Origin of the sequence: Enterococcus sp. C76 (assembly GCF_040886985.1) — a bacterium.
Lineage (GTDB): Bacteria > Bacillota > Bacilli > Lactobacillales > Enterococcaceae > Enterococcus_B > Enterococcus_B lactis.
The window spans coordinates 168,657-189,861 of the sequence record NZ_JBFOEY010000001.1 but is presented as its reverse complement, the minus strand read 5'-3'; the positions used below and the strand labels follow the sequence as shown (position 1 = coordinate 189,861).

Here is a 21,205-nt window from a genome sequence, read left to right as displayed (position 1 = left end):
TTACTCGCCCGCCAATCGTTTTTTTAGTTTTACAATTTTTGATTTCTCAATCTGTTGAAAAATCGGATTTTCTAATGCACTCAATGCCCCTTCCCTAATGATTTTCGTGTCTCTTATTTGCTGTACCCCAAGATCTGCTCCTTCAAATATCTCATTTATCTCATCAAAATACCTATCACCATGAAGGATCCTGCCTTCCTCGCTTAAAAGTATAAGTGTCAAATCCACAAACTGTTTTAAACACTTTATTACTTGTTCTTCTTTTTCATGTTTCGCATACGCACAGGCTGCAGCGTAAGAAAATTGAGCACAACTGTTGGGATGGACCGCCGTCAGGTTGAATGCTTGGATCACAGCATCTATTCTATTGACAGTTTCTTCTATAACCGGTAATTGAATGATTTGGATCAATAGATAATGAGTGGCTGAAGATACGAGATTGATTAAATGAGAAAACATGCTGAATTGAGTATAGCTTACCGCTTTTTTTGTTTGACCAGCGGCTCGGTACGCTTGGATAAGTAAGGTGTCGCTTTGCTGGGCAAAACGATAAGGGTCCGCTTTTTCTTCGATTTCAGATAAAGCTTCTTCTGGTTTGCCTAACTGGAGCATGACCGCTACTTTTAACAAAGAAGCATTATTGCATAGAGATAATTCTGTTGATTCTTCAACGATTTTCGTACATAACGCTTCTGCTTCAGACAGAATTGCTTGTTGTTCCTCCAGATCCTTTGTTAGCATAAAATGATTCAACCACAAAACGACTACTTGTAGAAGAAAAGGATAACATGAGTAATATTGTTTGACCGCTTTTCTACAGTCCTCCATCACATATTCAAAGGGCTCTTTAGAAAAAGCGGTGGTCCACTGCTGATAAAAGTGTCTGATTTGCTCTTTCGTCAATTGAGGATGATAGCCGAGCAGTTCATCAACAGACACATCAAAAAAACTGGCTAATTTAGGCAATATGAGTACATCAGGCATACTTTGGCCTGTCTCCCATTTGGAAACAGAAGCTTTTGTCACACCTATGAATTCAGCTAGAGTTTCTTGAGTCACGCCTTTTTTCTTTCGTAAATTTGCTACATTTTTCGATAATGATAATTCTTCCATCTTATCCCTCCTTTTTCTTCATTATATAGACTTTCTAAGAGGGTTGGCAATGGAGACTAACGATACTTCGCGATCATTTGTCAACTAAAACGAAACTTTTGCCAGTAAGTGTTTTTATTTGCTCCAGTTACTTATTTTTTGTAAGATTATTATAGATAGTTTGAAGGAGGAAAAATCGTATGACAAAAAAAATTGGATTTTTTATTGGTAGTTTAAGAAAAGATTCTTACAACAAAAAAGTAGCAGAAGCTTTTGCGAAATTGCTTCCTGAAGGGTACGAAAGTGTATTTGTGAAATTCGATGATCTGCCATTTTACAATGAGGATCTTGAAACCCCAGAAAAAGCTCCTGCTGAATGGACACGTTTTCGTGAGGAAGTGAGCGGATTAGACGGTGTCGTTTTCGTTACTCCTGAATACAACCGCTCTGTGCCAGCAGTATTGAAAAATGCTTTAGATGTAGGCTCAAGACCTTATGGACACAGTGTTTGGGATCATAAACCAGGTTTAGTCGTTACTGCATCACCAGGTGGGATCGGCGGCTTTGGCGCAAACCACCATCTACGCCAATCACTTGTCTTTTTGAATGTGCCAACCTTGCAACAACCGGAAGCATATATCGGAAACGTTGCGAATCTAATTGATGAAAACGGCAATATCGTTGAAGGAACATTAAGTTTCTTCCAAACGATTTTAGATGCGTATCTAGATTTTTCTAACAAATTAGCAGAATAAAATCAGAACAATTAAAAAAAAGAGGCTGGGACAGAAGCGTTTAACTCCAAGAAATAAGAAGGAATTCACGAAAATTGCTTTTCAAATTTTTGTGAATTTCAGCTTATCTCCGAAGGAGTTGCTTCTGCTTCCGCCGTTTATATGTGTTTAGAGCGTGAGACAAAAGTAAAGAACACTTTTGTCTCACGCTTCTTTTGTTTTATTTGCTTCTACTTTCGTACGTAATGCAATTCGATAAATTCACCGAATCGTGTCGTATCTAGCAATTCAAAACGTGCTTCATAGGTTCCTTTTTGGAATAAAGGGATTCCGTCCCCTAATAATACAGGGGCAATCTGGATATACCATTCATCAATCATTTGATGTTCTACTAACGGTTTGATCAATCGACCGCCACCCACGACCCAGATATCTTTTCCTTCTGTCATTTGTAGATTTTTTAGAAAAGCAACAGGCTCTTCGTGTACGACCTCAGCATCTGGCAATTGTAATTGTGCATTGGTTGAAAAAACGAAATTCTTTTTCTCTGGATAAATTGCTTCGGTTTCCAAATATTTTTTTGCTTCCTGATAAGTTTTCCTGCCCATGATGGTCGTATCGATTGTTTCATAAAAAGCTTCATAAGTGGTTTGCTCACCTGTCGGAGTGTCAAAAAGCCATTGAAGGTCATCCGTTTTCGTTGCCAAATAACCATCTAAACTTACAGCGCCATAAAATATGATTTTTCGCATGCTTTATTCGCCCTTTCTTTATTTTCTGCCGATACGTACGACCTCTTCTTTGCGAAAACAACTGTCAAGGTGATCATTGATGATCCCGACTGCTTCTAAAAAAGCATAGATCGTTGTACTGCCAATAAATTTAAATCCTCTTTTCTTTAGATCTTTTGCTAATTCATCTGAAAGAGGACTTGTTATTGGGACTTCTTCTTGTGAATGATAAGAGGAATCAACGATTTTTCCATTAGAAAACGACCAAAGATACTCAGAAAAACTGCCGAATTCTTCTTGAATCTTCAAGACTGCTTTAGCGTTTTGGACAGCTGCTTCGATTTTTCTGCGGTTCCGAATAATTCCTTTGTTCTCCATTAGTTCGCTCATTTTTGTTTCTCCATAATTTGCGACTTTTTGGATATCGAATTGATCATATGCTTCATCGAATGCGTCACTTTTATTTAAAATCGTCTGCCAGCTCAATCCTGCCTGATTGATGTCGAGCATCAATTTTCGGAACAGCTTTTGGTCATCATATTCAGGAACACCCCAGACAGTATCATGATATTGCCGCATACTTTCTGTTTGTTCACTCCACGGACATCTCATTTGTACCACCTCTTCGTTTAGAGTAATTGTATCAGTAAAGAATAAAAATTGCTGATAGAAAAGCTCCGGCAGTAGACATTTTCAGTCTGTACCGAAGCTGTTTTTTTCATCTTATTTCCGTTTTTTCTTTTTCTTCTTATTTTTCTTGATCATTCGATTCATCGCCATTTTGCCTAGTTTTCCTTTGACGCCTGAACCAAACATTTGGTCCATACCTGGGATGTTCATATCCCCTTTGGACATTTGTTGCATCATTTTTCTTGATTCCTTGAATTGTTTGATCATTCGGTTTACTTCAACCACACTGTTTCCAGAACCGGCAGCAATTCGGCGACGACGGCTTGGATTCAACAGATCAGGATTTGCTCTTTCTGCTGGTGTCATAGAATAAACCATCGCTTTTTTGCGTTCAACGTCTTTTGGATCTACCTTGACGTTTTCGATTCCAGGGACTTGATTCATTCCTGGGATCATTTTGATTAGATCTTCCAGTGGGCCCATCCCCATCACTTGATCGAGTTGTTCAATAAAGTCATTGAAATCAAATGAGTTTTCCCGCATCTTCTGTGCAAGTTCTTCCGCTTTTTTCTCATCATAGTCTTGCTGCGCTTTTTCGATCAGTGTCAGCATATCCCCCATACCAAGGATACGGCTAGCCATACGATCTGGGTGGAATACTTCTAAGTCAGTCAGTTTTTCACCAGAACCGATGAATTTGATTGGTGCGCCTGTCACTGAGCGGATCGATAATGCTGCCCCGCCTCGAGTATCCCCATCAAGTTTAGTGATGACGACTCCAGTAATCCCTAATTGCTGATTGAAGCTGTCAGCTACATTGACGGCATCTTGACCAGTCATGGCATCGACAACTAGCAAGATCTCATTTGGTTGAGTCAATTCTTTGATTTGTTTCAACTCATCCATCAATGTTTCATCGATGTGTAGACGTCCTGCCGTATCGATCAATACATAGTCGTTTTTCTTTTCTCTTGCTAACTCCATCCCTTGACGAACGATTTCTACTGGGCTGACTTCTGTTCCCATGTCAAATACAGGAACATCTAGCTGTTGACCTAATACTTTCAATTGGTCGATCGCTGCTGGTCGATATACGTCCCCTGCGATTAGGAGCGGACGAGCATTTTCATTTTTCTTTAAATAATTCGCTAATTTACCGGTAAAAGTTGTTTTACCTGCCCCTTGTAGACCAGCCATCATGATAACAGTTGGTATTTTTGGTGATTTATTTAACTCTGCTGTTTCAGAACCAAGTGTGATCGTTAATTCTTCATCAACGATTTTTACGATTTGTTGTGCAGGTGATAAACTTTCCAGCACTTCTGCCCCTACCGCACGTTCGCGTACGCGTTTAGTAAAGTCTTTGACTACTTGCAAGTTAACATCGGCTTCTAGTAAGGCAAGGCGGATTTCCCGCATCATTTCTTTTACGTCAGCTTCTGATACTTTCCCTTTTTTTCTTAGTTTTCCCATCGCCTGCTGGAGACGTTCAGTTAAGCTTTCAAATGCCATATTTTCTTCATTCCTTTTATTTATTCTTCGATTGCTTGAATTTGCTGTACATATTCAAGCAGTTTTTTATCTTCCGGATACTTATCTGTAATATATGCGGTCATCTTTTCCAATATCTGTTCTCGGACAATATAATCAGAGAAGAGATGGAGTTTTTTTTCATAATCCTCCAAGATCTTGCTTGTCCGCTTGATATTGTCGTATACTGCTTGTCGACTTACTTCGTATTCTTCCGCGATCTCACCTAATGAAAAATCATCTGCATAATATAACTCCATGTAGTTCATTTGTTTTTCTGTCAATAAGGTCGAATAAAATTCAAAGAGCGCGTTCATTCGATTGGTCTTTTCGATTTCCATTCTGCTCACCTCTAGTTTTCAGCCATTCTTCATCAGAGAGCACAGTCATTTTTTGCTGAATAAAATAAGCAGTGGCCACTCCGGCGCCATTTTTTGTTATTCCGGAAAAGCTTCCATCATAAATCGAATGGGTCCCGCATGAAGGGCTTTTTTCCTTCATAATGACTAGATCAATGTGTTTTTCCTGCAATTTTTGATATGCTTTGATCGCGCCGTTTTTATACGCTTCCGTTACATCTTCGCCGCTTGTCGTCCATACTTTTGCTTGATCTTTCCACACATCGAACCCATTTCCACCAATGATTTCAGCAGGATCTCTAGGGATTGGCAATCCACCGATTACTTCTGGACAGACCATGACAGCTTCGCCAGTTTCAACTAGTTCCATCAATTCTGGTACTTCTTTTTTCTGTCCATCATAGCGACAGGCTAGACCGCCTAAACATGCACTGATTCCAATCATTGACTGCTCTTCCTTTCTATTCAGCAAAGTGCCTTCCTATTATACCATTTATTTCTTTTGTAAAATAGCCCCTTGTACTGATTCTATGCTAAAATATAAACAGAATGAAACCTATTTAAAGGAGATTTGAATGAAAAAAATACTAGTTGTTGATGATGAACCTTCTATTGTGACGCTCTTGACGTTCAATTTGGAAAAAGAAGGCTATAAGGTAACCAGTGCCGCAGATGGAGGCGAAGGATTAGAATTAGCATTAGAACAATCATTTGATTTCATCATTTTAGATGTGATGCTTCCAACGATGGATGGCATGGAGATCACTCAGCGGCTGCGTCAAGAAAAAAATGAAACACCGATTTTGATGCTGACGGCTAAAGATGATCAAGTGGATCGGATCATTGGTCTGGAGATAGGTGCTGACGACTATTTGACCAAACCATTTAGTCCACGTGAAGTATTAGCCCGTATGAAAGCCATATTCAGACGGATCGAACCTCGTAAGCAATCAAAAGATGAAGCTGAACCTGAATATCTATCGATTGGACAAATCACTGCTGATTTGACCAATTATCAAGTCACCGTAGACGATCATCTGATTGAACTCACACCGAAAGAATTTGAATTACTCGTTTATTTCATGAAACGAAAAGACCGCGTGATCGATCGCGACACATTGCTAGACCGCATTTGGAATTTTGACTTCGCAGGACAAAGCCGAATCGTAGATGTGCACGTTAGTCATTTGCGAGAAAAAATCGAGCGAGATCCAAAACATCCAAAGTACTTGGTGACTGTTAGAGGATTTGGCTATAAGTTTCAGGAACCAAAACGATGAAATGGAAAAAAGTTTATGAACGTCTCTTCTTTCTTATTCTTTTGATTAGTTTATTTTTTGGTGGTTGGCAATTGATCTCCCATTATTTCCAACAACAGATCGTCGAACAGCAAGAAAGCTACCTGACAAAAAAAGCACAACTACTGATCCGGCAATTAGATGTCGAAAACCTCCAAGCGGCGCAAAACAAAACTGCTTTGGAAGAATTCGTCCATCAGTCGAACGAACGGATCACTTTAATGGATGCTACTGGAAAAATCTTATTTGACACAAACAATGAAACATTGAATGAACAGCGAAGTTCTCGTCCAGAAATAAAAGCTGTATTGAATGGTGGGAACCTAGGTAGCGCTTTGCGCAAAAGTACTACTTTGAATGAGGATCTTTTATACGTCGCATTACCAGTCAAAAAAGGAGGCCAGTTAGAAGCCATTTTACGTATCGCAGAACCGACAAGCGGATTTTTACCGAGAACGGAAAGTTTTCGCCGTTGGGTCTTTTTCTTCTTTCTGTCTTTCTTCCTTGTTCTTGCAGGAATGATCTATTACCTGATCTACCAAAAAAATCAGCCTTTGAAAACTGTCCTGCCTGTTCTTAGAAAAATGGTACAAAATCCAAACCAAGCAGAAGTAATCATGCAGACACCTGACCAATGGGAGGAATTGTATCAGACGATCAATGCGCTGAGCGAACAAATGAGTAAGATGTATCGAGCGTATACTACAACAGAAGAACAATTGTACACATTATTAAATGAACTGATGATAGGCGTATTCCTGATTGATGATGCTGATTCTCGTTTACTACTGCTTAATCCAAAGATGCAGTTGCATTTAAACGTGACCAGCTATGAACCTGAACAACGGTACACAGAAGTCATCCAAGAGCCAAAACTCATTCAGCTGATTCACCAAGTGACTCCTGAGCATCCGCTGATCCATCAGGAGATCACCATCACTGAAGGACGACAGACATTAGACTTGAGTTTGCGCTACTTTACTAATTCAGAAGGTACCGGACAGATTCTAGGGGTGGCGTATGACTTAACGAAAGTGCGACGTTTAGAAAAGCTACAAAAAGATTTCGTTGGCAACGTCTCCCACGAATTAAAAACTCCTGTGACTTCACTGATTGGTTTTACCGAGACTTTACTGGATGGTGCAAAAGATGACCCGCAAACTCTGACTTCTTTTCTTGAGATCATGCAAAAAGATGCGATTCGGTTAGATAAATTGATTCGGGAAATCATCCAGCTGTCAAAAGACGGTGAGAATTCTTACGAGATCCAGACGATTTATACAGAACCTTATTTCCAGCAAATCGTTCAAAATTATCAGCCAATCATCGAAAAGAAACGGTTGACGATTCGATTGATTGGAAAGAACGAACCGTTTACTACTAAAACAGATATCCTTTATCCAATCCTCAAAAACCTGATTGAAAATGCTGTCCAATACTCAAAAAACGACAGCAAGATCATTATCCGTTATCAGGCAACAGATGAATTATCGTTTTCTGTCCAAGATTTTGGTATAGGTATCGACATTGAGGATCAGGAACGGATCTTTGAGCGTTTTTACCGCGTAGACAAGGCGCGAAGCCGACATTCAGGCGGGACCGGACTAGGGTTAGCGATTGTAAAAGACTACGTGCAACTCCTTCATGGGACGATTACTGTAGACAGTCATCTTGGAACAGGTTCGACTTTCACCGTTACCATTCCGAAAAGCAATTAAATAAGGCCTGCTTGCAGCAATGTTTAGATGTCTAACGATCATCTACTACGCTGAAAAGCAGGCTTTTTATTAGCTAAAAACGCTGAGCCACATGTTATAAATCTTTGTCATGATGTGTAGCTGTCTTTTCTGACATCTTTACAATCAGCTCCTGGTTCATTTTCTGATAAGCATCTATAGCATAATCAGCAAAACTTTGTGTTTTTTGATTCAAATAATCCGTTAATTTTTCGGGATGATTTACTATTAATTCTCTTGCTTGTTGGTCTGTACTTGCTAACTCTTTCGATAGATGGTCTCGAACTTTTTGGCGAGTTGGTAAAGTAATATTTTTCTTGAAATCACTATAGTATGGCTTCGTCAAGATGTTCGTCAACCGATATGTCCAGTAAGCAGAAATATCATCTGGCATATCTGTTCCTTTTTGATAAGCTTTGGGTGTCTCGCTTATATTGCTATAAAATGGTATATAATTGCTTGTATCAGGAATCCCCAACGCTAACCAATGGATACCACTGATTTCTTCTGGTACATTGTTTCTTATCTGTAGAATATGAGATTCCATCGTATTCGGCACAGAGATTGGACGATACTTATCTGGCTTTGTCCCTTCGATGGTATCATATTCAGTACCATTAAAGTGTAATGTCATGATATAAGCTGTTTCTGCAATTGAAATAGGTTTATCTGGTTTGACGAACATCTCAAATGAACGGTCTGTTATTTTTTGTTTCTTTGAAGGTGTCAGTTTTCTCTGTGCATCCCATATCCTAGGAAGATTGTATTTTTCATCCTTTGACTTATCTGCAAATATGTCTCTTAAAGAAATATCCCGTTTCGTATTTATCAGTTGATTCTTTTCTAAAAAAGATTCTAAATCTGCTGAACAAAGATAAGAATCTTTGTCCTTCAAATCAAATGAATCAATTGACAACATATTAGGAATAACTGCATAACAGTCATCTGGAACTTTGACAGCTGCCCACTGATGACCACTAAGTATCTCCATATACCAGATTTCATTTTTATCAGAGAAAATCACACCATTTGTCTCCGCAGCTCCTTGCTTAGCAACGATTTTTCCTAATCGTTCTACTCCTGCTCTTGCTGAATCAATATAAGGAAGGGTCACTGTCAACATAGAGTCTTCTGCGATACCATGCGCAGTATATGGATCTTTTTTCAATATCTCTTCCTTTGTCGTAGCTGATTCAGTAGCGCTCATTGCAACGTTCTTGCTATTGATACCATCTTCTTCAAATAATCCTTCTGACGTATCCCATTCTGGGGTCGCTGTGTACTTCAGCTGTTCTTTCGGAAGATCAAGGGTAAATCCATTCCCTTTTGATACAAAATGTGAAGGATTCGTATTTTCTTTTCTGACAACAAAGTGTTTGGACCAAGCCGTGTTCAGATCTTCATTTCTAGCAATCATCGTTGATCCATCTACTGAAGCATTTTTTCCTACTAAAACCGTCGTACAAGCATCAATGGAAACGGATAAGAAAATCCCATACAGTACACCTAAAAATAAACTAAATTGAAGCAATCTTCTATTTTTCATTTGAAGCATCCCTCCCAATTTTATAAAAACGCTTTCAAAATGATTATAGGACACCTGAAGTAAAGATTTAATTGGTTTTCTATAAGTTCTAGATAAAAATTTGCTTTGTTTTTTATACAGAAAGAAGCTTAGAAAATACAATTTTTTGGTTAATGTATTTTTTAAGCTTCTTTTATCTTATTAGTCATTTATTTCTTTTGAATAATCGAAGGAACCGAGGCAATTTATTTATTATCTCCGGCTCTTTTTCATTTTTACGTTCAAACAAATATTCTACCAATGTAGTCAAATGCCTAAAGATCGAATCTGCCGAGAAAAATAGAATGCTCAATAGCAAAAGCGATACAGCTGAGATACCGGTGATTGAAAACAGTTTATGCAAAAAAACCACCGAAAAAAAGATACCGCTAGCACAGAAAAGAATGATCTGACTTCTGAACTTATTCAGCGGTGAACAGATTTTATAGAGAACGAGAAATCCTACTGCAATCAAAAGCATAGTAGATGCTGTAGAAACATCTGTTTTATTTAGATTCAAAGTCACCCCGCAGATCACCAACGCACCGACTACGATCATATCTGTCAGTCCACCTGGCACAGCCTTTTCCATCACATTCATGATGAATTTCCCTCTGATTCGCTTTTTGTTTTCTTCTAGAGCAAGCAAGAAAGATGGGAGTCCGATCGTAAACAAACTAATCAGTGTGATCTGTGATGGTTCTAAAGGATAGGTCAAAGCAAAGATGACTGAAAACAGCGAAAGCAAAAAGGAGAAAATATTCTTCACTAAAAACAAGCTGGCTGATCGCTCAATATTGTTCACGACGCGCCGTCCTTCTGCAACAACTTCCGGCATGCGTGAAAAGTCAGAATCAAGCAAGACCACTTGTGAGGCCTGCATGGCGGCTTCATTGCCAGAAGCCATCGCTATACTGCAGTCTGCTTCTTTCATGGCTAGAATGTCATTCACGCCATCACCTGTCATAGCTACTGTATTGTTACGCTTTAGCAATTGAACGAAGATTTTCTTTTGTTCTGGCTTGACGCGTCCAAAAACTGTATATTTTTCGACAGCTGCTTCATATTCTTCTTCTGATAATTTAGACGCATCAACGTACTGATCAGCATGTGAAATCCCTGCTTGGACAGCTACATTAGATACGGTGAGCGGATTATCTCCAGAAATCACTTTGATGGCTACTTGCTGTTTTTTGAAGTAATCGAATGTGGCTCTTGCTTCTTTTCTGATAGGATTAGCGATCAGGATATAGCCTAATGGTGTGACTGCCTCCGTCAATACTGGTTCTTCAAGAATCCCATCGTACACACCAAAGACCAACACGCGATAGCCTTTTTCAGCGAAAGAAACAAACTCTTCCGCATATTCCGGCAACTGATCTCGCAAAACCATTTCGGGTGCTCCTAAAACATATACCTTGTCTTCCAACGCTACACTGCTGAATTTTTGGACAGAAGAAAAAGGAATGACCTGGTGATAGGATTGATCAGTGGTTTTTGTAAAGTATTCTTTGACAGCTTCCATTGTTGCATTGTCTCCTGCCATCGCTTTTGCATAGTCAGCAATGCGCTCTTCCAGTTGATCTGATTGGCTGATTATTTCTTGTTTTTTAGAGACAATCACTTTTTGGACAGACATTTTGTTTTCGGTGATCGTTCCTGTTTTATCTACACAAAGGACATTTACTCTTGCCAATGTCTCAATGCTTTTCATATTGTGTAAAAGAACTCTTTGCTTTGCTAGTTTAGTCGCACTTAATGCTAATGCGATCGTCGTTAGCAAGTACAGTCCTTCAGGTATCATACCGATCAATGCTGCTTCCATTGCGACGACACTTTCTTTCATCGTGTTTCCATTAAAAAAGTAACTTTGAGAAAAAAGCAGAATACCGATAGGAATAATGATGATCCCAATCCATTTGATCAATTGATTAAGAGAAGCAATCATCTCCGACTGTTCTCCTTCTCCCATTGTCTTGGCTTTGACTGTCAATTGGGAAATATACGAATCCGCTCCGACTTTGTCTAATCGGGCGTAAGCTTTTCCGAAAACAACGAAACTGCCGGACATCAATGGATCACCTATTTCTTTGGTTATCTCATCTGCTTCACCTGTTAATAAAGCCTCGTTGACTTGCAGTTTTCCTTCCACGACCTCTGCATCTGCTGGAATCTGATGTCCAGTCTCTAGAATAACAATGTCATCTAATACAAGGTTTTCTATATCTACTGTTTGCTCTATCCCCTCTCTTATGACATTGACTTTTGCTGTATTCAATACATTCAATTCATCCAAGATTTTTTTGGATCGAATTTCCTGAAAGATAGCGATTCCTGTATTGGCTATGATAACTGGTAAAAAGGTCAAGTTTTTATAAGATTCTACTAGGCAAAGCAAAATGGCTAAGATAAGAAAGATTAAATTGAAATACGTAAAAATATTTTCCAATATAATTTGCTGGTTTGTTTTGAATGTGGGATCAACTGAATCGTTTGCTGCACCTTTTTCTATTCGTTCCTTGACTTGTTCTGCTGTCAATCCTTCTTTATACGAGGGAAAAAGACGGATAACTTTGTCAGATGATTTTTGTGTTCTTTTCTTTTTTTTACTTCGATTTGTCCATTTATTCTTCATGTGGCTACCTCGATCAATTTCGTTTTCTGGATATTTACAAACTTCTCCTATCCAGTATAGAACAGATATGAAAAGTGTTCCTCATATTAAGCTTGCATACACCTTTCATTCCTGTCATATAGCAAAAAAAGAGCGACGACATAGAACTGTCGTCGCTCTTTTTCTCAATTAAAGGAAAAATCTATATGCGGGGAAACATAATTTATTTTTCCTTGATAGTCACGATAACTGTAGCATATTTATCTGCTAGTTATTTGATATTTCCTTCGTGGTCACGTTCTACTTTCATCATTGTGATTGGTAAATAGCCCAATTCTTTGACAGGTCCTTCTTGGATTTCTTCTGTCATCATGTAGTCTAAGAATTTTTGGACTTCAGGGGAAGGTTTTCCGTTCGTGTACATATGTTCATAGGACCAGATTTTCCAGCTGTTATCTGCTACATTCTCTTCTTTTGGTTCTACACCGTCGATACTTAGTGCTTGTGTGGAATCATCGAGATATGAGAAGGCTAAATAGCTGATTGCTCCTGGTGTTTGACTTACAAGCTGCCGAACAGTTCCTGATGAGTCTTGTTCTTGGGACTGTATAGGTGTGGCACCATCTAATCCCCATTTTTCAAATGTCGCACGGGTACCGCTGCCGTTTGCACGGTTCACAACGTTGATCTTTTGATCTTTCCCGCCAACTTCATTCCAATTAGTGATTTTTCCTGTAAAGATATCAATCAATTCCTGTTTTGTGATATCTTTGACACCTGTATCTTTGTTGACGATGGGTGCCATCCCAACTACTGCTACTTTATGATCCACTAGTTTAGAAGCATCGATCCCGTCTCTTTCTTCTGCAAATACATCAGAGTTTCCGATAGTAACTGCTCCAGCTTCGACTTGGCTCAACCCAGTTCCGCTTCCTCCTCCTTGTACAGAGATTTGATAATTCGGATTTTCTTGTACAAAGCTTTCTTGCGCTGCATCGACCAAAGGCTGCAATGCTGTCGAACCTACCGCAACGATTTTTACTTGTTCATTTGAGGCACTTGAATTATTTTGTGTGGCAGAGCCATCTGTATTTCCTGATCCTGAGCCGCATCCGGCTAAAAGAATTCCCATCATACCTAGAGTAAACAATACTTTTTTCATTTTATTGCTCCTTTCTTATTTACAACTAAAGTTTATCAGTCGACTGTAAATCCCTCGTATGGTTGCTGTAAAAATATAGTTAAGTTATGTAAAAATCATGTAAACGTTTTTTAGAATCTTTACACGATAATAAAAAAGCATATGAGAAACAGGCGTTTTCCGCCGCTCATATGCTTGTTACCGATGATTCACCATCAACGGTTATTTTTTATAGATACAGATCGTTCACTTTTTATCCGGATCTCTGTCCAGAAGTAAAAGAATGTCGCAAGAATAAATGAGACAATGACTAAATAGAAACACGGTTTAATGGTCAAGAAATACATGGAGGGATATGCTGAATCCTTCAGTCCGCTCTCGCTCAAACCATTAGGACCGATGATCATGCGAGGCAACAAGGAAAACATAGATGTGAATATGAGTAAACAAGAAAAATAAAGCAGCTGCCAATTATAATGATTGATCAGAGATTTTGGCAGTAATAGACCTACACTTATCACTAAGTAAAAAACAGTCAAAGCTGGAAAATTTCTAGAAACCACAAATCCACTTCCTTGGATCAGCCCTAATATCTCGGCACCTTGCACAACAGCATTTACCCATGTAAAAGGTAGCAAAACGATAGGAAAAAACCAAAAAAATAAATAAAGCCGATCGATTACTGCTTTTCTTCTCATCAATGTTCCCCCAAACCAATTTTTCTTTCATCATACTATACAATTTTCTATCTAAAAAAATTAGGGGGAAAAACTTTTTTTTTAGAGATAATGGCATGAGAGTTTATTCATTTAATCTAGAAATAATGAAAAAGTAATTGATTATTATATGATTCAATTTACAATAAAACTAACAAAATAATAACACTTGTTAGGTGGTGACAAAATATGATAAAAACGTGTTGGAAGAATCTTCCATTGCTTTTATCTTTTGTTCCTTATGTGCATTTCGCTTTACTGCTTGATTTCCATTATCATTCCGTAAGCGGATTCATCACGTTGATATTTTTATCTCTTTTTGCTGGGTATTATTTCCAAAAAAGCAGGCGTATTTTATCTTTATTTATCGCCAATATTATATCTACTGTCACTTCCTATTTGTTTTGCGTCAATTTTGCTGAATGGCGTTACTTTTATCATCCTTTAAAACCGACCCAACTGATTTTGATTCTAGCTGGCATTTACTTAGTTCCACAAATCCTTGGGTCGTTATGGGCGGTAGCCTTATCTTATAAAAAAGCACGGCATCCCTAAAAAAACAAACCCTATATGTACAAAGAGAAGCTGTTTTTCTTCTTTTTGTACATATAGGGTTTTCTTATAATTCATGTAGAAAAATTTTTTTGATAATGATCTTATCCATCAATTGGGATTGACTGTTTTGCTCCCCTATGATTTCAGCGATGATGGTCCGATTTTGCGGTTTTCTTCTTAGCTGGTAATTGATTTTCCCGGTTTTCATCAATTCGCTGAGCATATCCACGACCCCGCCAAATCCGGTTTTTTTCGTAATAAAACCAAGTGCGACCATTCGTTCATCTAGATTTTTTGCTGTAATCGTCACACCCGTAATAAGCGAGTGCTGTAATGTTTGAGCCAACTCTTCCATCCCTTCAGCATTGGATACGACGGAAGCTGTTTTATTGACAGATTCTTCATGTATTTCTTTTTCCTTTGGTTCTTTCAGTTCCTCTTTCACTGTTTGACGAAGGACATCTAGTTCTTGCAAGAGCGTTTCGTATTGTTCTTGGGTCAGCATCACACCAGCTACTTTTTCCCGATTAAATATATATACGCCAGTTCCCGCGTCTCGCGCTTGAGCAAATACATCCATCGGCGATCGTTTTACTTCTGTGATCGAAGATGTGGGAACTTCTAATTTCTTTAATTCCAATGGATTTCCTCCTTTACTAATCGCTTTTTATTATAGCATAGACTGACTTGTTTTGATCTGTTTTCCAAAGGTTTTATCGGTTTTTCCCTAACCAGTAATTGATATCCGTAAGTAGTCTTTCAATACCAAATGAAGGATGGTACAGATACGTTTTTTGATCTTCATTATGGTCTAATGGAAAAAAATGATCCGTAATCACTAGATCTGCATAACGAGGTGGCTTATTTCGAGTGCAAACATGGATCGAGATCCGTTTTCGATGTCTTAGGGTTTTGTTCAGTACCCCGGCAAGTCTTCTTGCTTCCTGATGTTCATAACGAAAAAAAAAGACGATTTTCACTTCAGGAGGATGGACATCTAAATACCCCCGTTCTTGGAGTGTCTTAAGTAAAAGCATTCCCCATTCAACTGCGGGGTGTGCAAGTGCTTGTTGGATTGCTAGACGAAATTGATAGAGTTTATCTTTGGAATTAGGAAACTTTTCTAATGTTTCCTGATAATAACGAACTTCTTCTTCCACCAGTCGGTCATGGATACCAATCACATAACGAAGCCATTCTTGGTAAAGTACTTTTGTCAGTTTTGACTTATTTCCACTTTCAAACTCACTATTCAGCCAAAACAGCGAGTCAAGCTTTTCAGTTACGATCGTCAATTTCCGATAGTCTTGTGTCTCTTCTATCCGTTCCCACCGTTTTTCAGTAATCTGATTACAGCTCAAGCGCAAAATCGCTAGATAATTTTTTTCTTTTATTGGCAAAATCTGCTCTTCTCTAAAAAGCAATTCTGGAAACAACTCAAAGAAAAGGGTTCGACTGTCTCCTAAAATCTCGATTTCTGCCGGATCCTTTCGTTGCTTCAATAATTGGATGAATGTCTCTGAAAAGGATTGCTCTCCATCGTCTGCAAAAAAATGGGGGAAATCTTTCAAGAAACAAAATAGCAGGTACCGTATTTTTCTTTCTGAACCAAAGATCTGCGCTTTTTTATAAGAAAATGAAAGGTGATACTCACCAAACCATTTTCTCAACCGCTCTTGTGTCGAACGATCATACTCCTGTTCATAAGGTTCATTCAACAGCAGATTTTTCAGTAGACAAAAAGGTGGTGATTGGATCAGAAAAACAAAAAGGAGGTAAGGTTCGCTATATCCTTGATCATAAACTAACTGAACGGTTTTCTTATGAAGAATCAGTTGGATTGGACAGTCGCTTTCTGCCAAACGTTTTAGATGCCGATCAACTGTTTTGACATCGATTTTCAGTTCTTCAGCTAAATCCGTTTTTCGCCAGATCAGATCTTTCATTAGGTTGATTAGTGAAAATAAATTCTGTGCATTTTTTGATAATAGTTTTTGCCATCTCATTGATCATCTCTCACCTAGTTTCTAAACATATTGTTTGATCAGAAAGGGCTCTTTTCTAAAAAGATAAAAAGTCCCTTTCTATTTACTTAATTACGCAAATTTTTCTCATTATTTTTTATTTTACTTAATTTAATTGTATTCTCATTTTAAAACAAATGTACTTTAAAAAAACATAATAAAATCACTTTACTTGTAGGATGTATCCCCTTCCATTACAATTAAAATAAATAGTGATTTCATGAGAAGGTGATGTGAAAATGGAAGCTAAAATCGAAGAATCCAAACAAAAAATCGATCAGTTGATACAAGAATTAGAAAAAGCGGTCATCGGTAAACGTTCTACTATCCAATTGATGATCGTTGCCCTGCTAGCAGGTGGTCATGTCTTGTTCGAAGATATTCCCGGTGTAGGTAAAACATTACTAGTCAAAGCACTAGCAAAGGCTGTGCAAGGAACCTTTAGCAGAGTCCAATGCACACCCGATCTTCTTCCTAGTGATATTTTGGGCTTTTCCGTCTATAACTCACAATCAAAAGAGTTTGAATTTCGTCCGGGGCCAATCTTTACAACGATCTTGTTAGCAGATGAAATCAATCGTACGACTCCCCGTACTCAGTCAGCACTTTTAGAAGCAATGGCAGAGAATCATGCAACGATCGACAACAATACATACCCCCTAGACAATCATTTTTTTGTCTTAGCTACACAAAATCCAATCGAGTATGAAGGAACATATCCTTTGCCGGAAGCACAGCTCGATCGTTTTTTATTCCGACTACAAATTGGTTATCCTTCTTTTGACGACGAACTTCTGCTACTTTTGGATAAATTTGAAAAAGTGTTGGATAATTTGAAGGTCGTCTTGAACAGTCATGAAATAGAAGAAATAAAAACAAGTGTGGCGAATGTCTTTGTCAGCTCAGAAGTGGCATCTTATGCCTTGCAGTTAGTATCCGCAACAAGAACCCACTCTGCTATCCAGCTTGGTATCAGTCCACGAGGAAGCCTTGCCTTTATTCAGGCAGCAAAAGCCTATGCGTTGATCCATGGGAGAAATTACGTCACGCCCAAAGATTTGCAGGAGTTAGTTCCTTTCGTTTTTTCTCACCGCTTGATTTTTTACGATCGTTCATTGAAGGAAGACGAAAAGACACAAATGATCCATGCCCTTGTTGCACAAATTCCAATTCCCGTGAGGTAGATAATGGAAAAAGCCAAAGATTATTTCATTAATTTTGTGTTATTTCTGATATATTTCGTCATTGTCTTTTTTGCTCTTGTATTCAACAATTCTTTAGGGTGGTTCTTATTGGCCTTTTTTACTCTTTATGTATCATGGAGTGTGTTTTCATTAAGCACCTTTCTAAAGAAACTTTCTGTTACTTGCACAGTCCAGCCAGTCGTTTATCGTAAAAAAAGTATACAGATTAGTTTTTCTATAGCCAAAAAGAGAGCTTTTTCTTTCCCTCTCCCTCGTCTACAGATCGTCTTTCCAGAGATCTTTGCAGAAAAAAAACAAGAAATATTGATCCTTACAAATAAACCGCAAGAAGTCCAAGTACTTTGGCAACCAAAAGAAAGAGGGTTCCATGAAGCATTAACCGTCATTTTTACAGCCTATGATAGTCTAGGACTTTTTAGAAAAAGGACAAGAAGAGAGCTTTCTTTTCCTGTGACTGTTCTTCCAGCTTTTCATAAGACTCAAGCAGAAGCATTGCAAAGAGTTCTGGAAAAAAAACAACAGCTGAACGCGTATCAAAAAGGTCTTGATTTTCGAGAACATCGCTCTTATCGCCCCGGCGATTCTTTTAACCGAATCGATTGGAAATTGTCTGCTCATAGTCAAGAATGGTTATACCGCGAATACGAGTATCAAGAAGAAGAATATTCTCCGCTTCTTTGCTTTTGGGGTTCACCTAGCTTGAAATTTGACCATCTGCTAGATTTGTATTTTTCTTTATGGCATCTGAGAAAAGAAAATCAGCTGGAACTTCTGATATTAGGCGACCGTACCTTTCATGGCAAAGATCCTGGATATACCTATTTTGCTTCTTTGAACGCTGGAGATGAGAAAACTTTTTTGGCACACTTGAAAAAACATGCAAAAAAACAAATGGTCCTCTTTATTCCTGCGCATTCTCCTGAAGTCTCAGAAGCTGTCGAAACATTGTCGAAAGATCGAACGGTCTATCTTGTTTATTTCGCAGAAAAACAAATCATGATCCAAAAAAAAGACAAGGTATGTTCACTGCCAGGAGGTGAATGGATTGACGATTAAATGGGAAAAATACCTGCGCGGCGTTTACTCCTTTATGATACTAAGTGTAGGTGCTCCGATATTTGTAGCAGCTAATCAATTGCAAAACAGCTCCCCTCTTATCCTAACTATTGGTATCCTATGTCTTATTGTCTGCTGTATTTCTAAAAAATGGGTACGATTGCTGCTTTCTTTGCCAGTAATGATTGGCTGTTTGTTTGCCTATTTTCCTTCAAAGACATTTTCTTTATTATGGGTCGTACAGTTTTTTTCGTCAGTTACAGAGGAATTCTTCCATCTATCCCAAGGTAAACTTCATTATTTACCAGAAAAGACAGCTTTTTTTCTCATATTGTTGTTGATCTATTTATTTATTACTTTGACCGTGGATTACGACTATTGGTATGCACCCTTTCTTGCGTTGATGGCTTACTTCATGATGCTTACCGTTTTTCGGGAAAAAGAACTATTGTACGAAATGATTGCGGTAGTAGCTGTTTTATGCGTATATTTGGCAGCAAGGCAATTTTTCGCCATCCGATTGTTGTCGGGAAACGCTCGATTCCAGTCGTTTACTACGATCCTGCTTATTTGTTTGTTCACTTTCAGCGCCATCTTGCCTTTATATCTCCCAAAAGTACACCAATCTCTTGAGGAAACGAGTGAACCGATCCGAGAATATCTTAATGATGAAGGGCTTTATGATACACTCCATGAGTACCAATTAACCGGAAGTGCCAGAACGGGTTTCAGTGAAAATGATGAACAACTTGGTGGTCCATTGTATGATAATGGTGAAGTTGTTTTTACAGCGAACCAGAAAGTAAACGGCTATTGAAAGATAGAAAATAAGAATCATTACACCGGTTCTGGATGGGTAGAAGATCCGGATGCACCCATCCAACCAATCCAAGAATTTCCTGTTGATATCACAAGCTACCAAACAGTTATGGAAGAAAAAGAAAACATTACATTGACGCTAAAAAACCAAGCTTTCTTACCTTATCCATATGGAAATACTGCCTTGACTGATTTTTCATTAGCCAGTGGACAAACGCTTTACTATTTGCCTGAAAGCCAACGATTCATCCCTGTCCCGAATGAATCGACGCGATTGGCGTCCTTACAAACAGAAAGATTAGCTTTTACGAGAGAAGAATTAAAAAGCAGTCAGTTAGCGGCCGATGATTTAGAAAATCAACAGACAAATCTTCAGTTGCCGAAAGGGTTGCCTCAACGCATTGAGGACTTGGCGATCGAATTGACCAAAAATGAAGCAACTTTAATTCGTAAAGTCGAAGCTGTCGAACAGTATTTGAAAACAAGCGGGAATTTTCGCTATTCCAAAACGGATACCGGACATACGCCTAAAGAACGCGATTATGTAGATTATTTCCTCTTCGATTCAAAAGTCGGCTATTGTGACAACTTTTCAACTTCTATGGTCGTCCTTCTTCGCACACTAGGCATCCCTGCTCGGTGGACAAAAGGTTTTACGGATGGGATTAGAACAGGTACAGATGAGCAAGGAAATGAGGAATACAGCATTCTCAATAGTCATGCTCATTCTTGGCCAGAGGTGTACTTTCCTGGGTTTGGCTGGCTTCCATTTGAACCAACCCCTTCATTTGCCAATCCAACTGTTTCACAACCAGCCGCTGAAACAACAGAAACCGTCCAATCTGCTGAAGAACAACCAAAAGAAAGCGAAAATATAGCAGAAACTATTACGAGTGAGAGACCTGCGACTATTTCGTCAGATAACACGACGCTCACACCGTCTTATAAAATCGTCTTATTCAGCCTTGGGGTGTGTTTATCCGTCTTGTTGTTCTTTCTATTGTTATTTAGAAAATCTCTGCGCTGGACAAGTTATCTTATCTATCTTCATTTTTTTGCTTCTACTAATGCGGTTGCGTATCAAAAACTTCTCCACCATTTGGAAACACTGGTACCGCGCACCCTCGCAGAATCTTTGCAGGCATACAGCCAACGAATAGAACAAACATTCAATCTAGATCAACGTTTCATTCGATTAACTGCTCAATATGAAGCAGAAATATATGGGCGACAAGCAGATCCGGTAAAATTTGATAAAAAAACCTATTTAGAACTAACGCATATAATAAGAAAAACGGTATACAAAAAGGTTATGACAAAAGGGAGCAGCTTCAAAAAATAAGATAAAATTCCTGGAGAATCTACTTCTGGAATGCCGAGAACCAGCTGATTGAGCATCGA

The 21,205-nt window shown here is 38.6% G+C and carries 18 protein-coding genes and 1 pseudogene; 7 read left to right on the top strand and 12 right to left on the bottom strand.

Translation table 11 applies throughout. From position 1 onward, the window contains the following. On the bottom strand, positions 1-1,113 hold the full coding sequence (locus tag AB3I00_RS00960) for a helix-turn-helix domain-containing protein (RefSeq protein ID WP_368024615.1): 1,113 nt from the start codon (positions 1,111-1,113) through the stop codon (positions 1-3). A gap of 179 nt (positions 1,114-1,292) precedes the next feature. Between AB3I00_RS00960 and AB3I00_RS00955 the strand changes: the two genes are divergently transcribed. Next, on the top strand, positions 1,293-1,847 hold the full coding sequence (locus tag AB3I00_RS00955) for an NADPH-dependent FMN reductase (protein ID WP_002290264.1): 555 nt from the start codon (positions 1,293-1,295) through the stop codon (positions 1,845-1,847). 209 nt (positions 1,848-2,056) lie between these two features. Here AB3I00_RS00955 and AB3I00_RS00950 read toward each other — a convergent pair whose 3' ends face one another. From AB3I00_RS00950 to AB3I00_RS00930, 5 genes are all read right to left on the bottom strand, one after another. Next, positions 2,057-2,578 (bottom strand): dihydrofolate reductase family protein, encoded by a 522-nt coding sequence (locus AB3I00_RS00950; RefSeq protein WP_002348529.1) that lies wholly within the window; start codon positions 2,576-2,578, stop codon positions 2,057-2,059. 18 nt (positions 2,579-2,596) lie between these two features. Continuing rightward, positions 2,597-3,169, bottom strand: coding sequence for a DNA-3-methyladenine glycosylase I (locus AB3I00_RS00945; protein WP_368024614.1), 573 nt, complete (start codon positions 3,167-3,169; stop codon positions 2,597-2,599). A 111-nt stretch (positions 3,170-3,280) separates the two neighbouring features. Next, on the bottom strand, positions 3,281-4,699 hold the full coding sequence (gene ffh, locus AB3I00_RS00940; RefSeq protein ID WP_002291602.1) for a signal recognition particle protein: 1,419 nt from the start codon (positions 4,697-4,699) through the stop codon (positions 3,281-3,283). Positions 4,700-4,719: 20 nt separating this feature from the next. After that, positions 4,720-5,058: a putative DNA-binding protein gene (locus AB3I00_RS00935; RefSeq protein WP_002291603.1), complete on the bottom strand. Its 339-nt coding sequence runs from the start codon at positions 5,056-5,058 to the stop codon at positions 4,720-4,722. After that, on the bottom strand, positions 5,018-5,521 hold the full coding sequence (locus tag AB3I00_RS00930; protein WP_002291604.1) for a DUF523 domain-containing protein: 504 nt from the start codon (positions 5,519-5,521) through the stop codon (positions 5,018-5,020). Before AB3I00_RS00930 ends, AB3I00_RS00935 begins: the two co-directional genes overlap by 41 nt. Positions 5,522-5,651: 130 nt before the next feature. On the opposite strand from AB3I00_RS00930, the gene AB3I00_RS00925 reads away from it, so the two are divergent. Further along, a complete protein-coding gene (locus tag AB3I00_RS00925; RefSeq protein WP_002291606.1) occupies positions 5,652-6,356 on the top strand; it encodes a response regulator transcription factor in 705 nt (234 codons plus the stop codon). Beyond that, positions 6,353-8,092, top strand: a complete 1,740-nt coding sequence (locus AB3I00_RS00920) for an ATP-binding protein (RefSeq protein WP_368024613.1) — start codon at positions 6,353-6,355, stop codon at positions 8,090-8,092. The genes AB3I00_RS00925 and AB3I00_RS00920 overlap by 4 nt, the downstream gene beginning before the upstream one ends. 94 nt (positions 8,093-8,186) lie before the next feature. Here the strand turns inward: AB3I00_RS00920 and AB3I00_RS00915 are convergent, their stop codons facing one another. The 4 genes from AB3I00_RS00915 to AB3I00_RS00900 all read right to left on the bottom strand — a co-directional run bounded on the left by AB3I00_RS00915 (position 8,187) and on the right by AB3I00_RS00900 (position 14,127). Further along, positions 8,187-9,656 (bottom strand): C69 family dipeptidase, encoded by a 1,470-nt coding sequence (locus AB3I00_RS00915; protein ID WP_368024612.1) that lies wholly within the window; start codon positions 9,654-9,656, stop codon positions 8,187-8,189. Between the two features lie 184 nt (positions 9,657-9,840). Beyond that, positions 9,841-12,309 carry a cation-translocating P-type ATPase gene (locus AB3I00_RS00910; protein WP_368024611.1) on the bottom strand — a complete coding sequence of 823 codons (2,469 nt, stop codon included), beginning with the start codon at positions 12,307-12,309 and terminating at the stop codon, positions 9,841-9,843. A gap of 250 nt (positions 12,310-12,559) precedes the next feature. Next, on the bottom strand, positions 12,560-13,450 hold the full coding sequence (locus AB3I00_RS00905) for a phosphate ABC transporter substrate-binding protein PstS family protein (RefSeq protein ID WP_368024610.1): 891 nt from the start codon (positions 13,448-13,450) through the stop codon (positions 12,560-12,562). Positions 13,451-13,644: 194 nt separating this feature from the next. Then, positions 13,645-14,127, bottom strand: coding sequence for a hypothetical protein (locus tag AB3I00_RS00900; protein ID WP_002291615.1), 483 nt, complete (start codon positions 14,125-14,127; stop codon positions 13,645-13,647). Positions 14,128-14,334: 207 nt separating this feature from the next. On the opposite strand from AB3I00_RS00900, the gene AB3I00_RS00895 reads away from it, so the two are divergent. After that, a complete protein-coding gene (locus tag AB3I00_RS00895) occupies positions 14,335-14,700 on the top strand; it encodes a hypothetical protein (RefSeq protein ID WP_002308708.1) in 366 nt (121 codons plus the stop codon). A 64-nt stretch (positions 14,701-14,764) separates the two neighbouring features. Here the strand turns inward: AB3I00_RS00895 and AB3I00_RS00890 are convergent, their stop codons facing one another. Then, positions 14,765-15,340, bottom strand: coding sequence for a hypothetical protein (locus AB3I00_RS00890; RefSeq protein ID WP_002291618.1), 576 nt, complete (start codon positions 15,338-15,340; stop codon positions 14,765-14,767). Between the two features lie 73 nt (positions 15,341-15,413). Beyond that, complete coding sequence (locus AB3I00_RS00885; protein ID WP_002316391.1) at positions 15,414-16,706, bottom strand: hypothetical protein; 1,293 nt, start codon at positions 16,704-16,706, stop codon at positions 15,414-15,416. Positions 16,707-16,963: 257 nt separating this feature from the next. Between AB3I00_RS00885 and AB3I00_RS00880 the strand changes: the two genes are divergently transcribed. The 3 genes and pseudogenes from AB3I00_RS00880 to AB3I00_RS00870 all read left to right on the top strand — a co-directional run bounded on the left by AB3I00_RS00880 (position 16,964) and on the right by AB3I00_RS00870 (position 21,146). After that, positions 16,964-17,908 (top strand): AAA family ATPase, encoded by a 945-nt coding sequence (locus tag AB3I00_RS00880; protein ID WP_368024609.1) that lies wholly within the window; start codon positions 16,964-16,966, stop codon positions 17,906-17,908. 3 nt (positions 17,909-17,911) lie between these two features. Beyond that, entirely contained in the window at positions 17,912-18,985 is a 1,074-nt protein-coding gene (locus AB3I00_RS00875; protein ID WP_368024608.1) for a DUF58 domain-containing protein, read from the top strand. Next, a pseudogene (locus AB3I00_RS00870) lies at positions 18,975-21,146 on the top strand (DUF4129 domain-containing transglutaminase family protein). Before AB3I00_RS00875 ends, AB3I00_RS00870 begins: the two are co-directional and overlap by 11 nt. Positions 21,147-21,205: the final 59 nt, after the last annotated feature.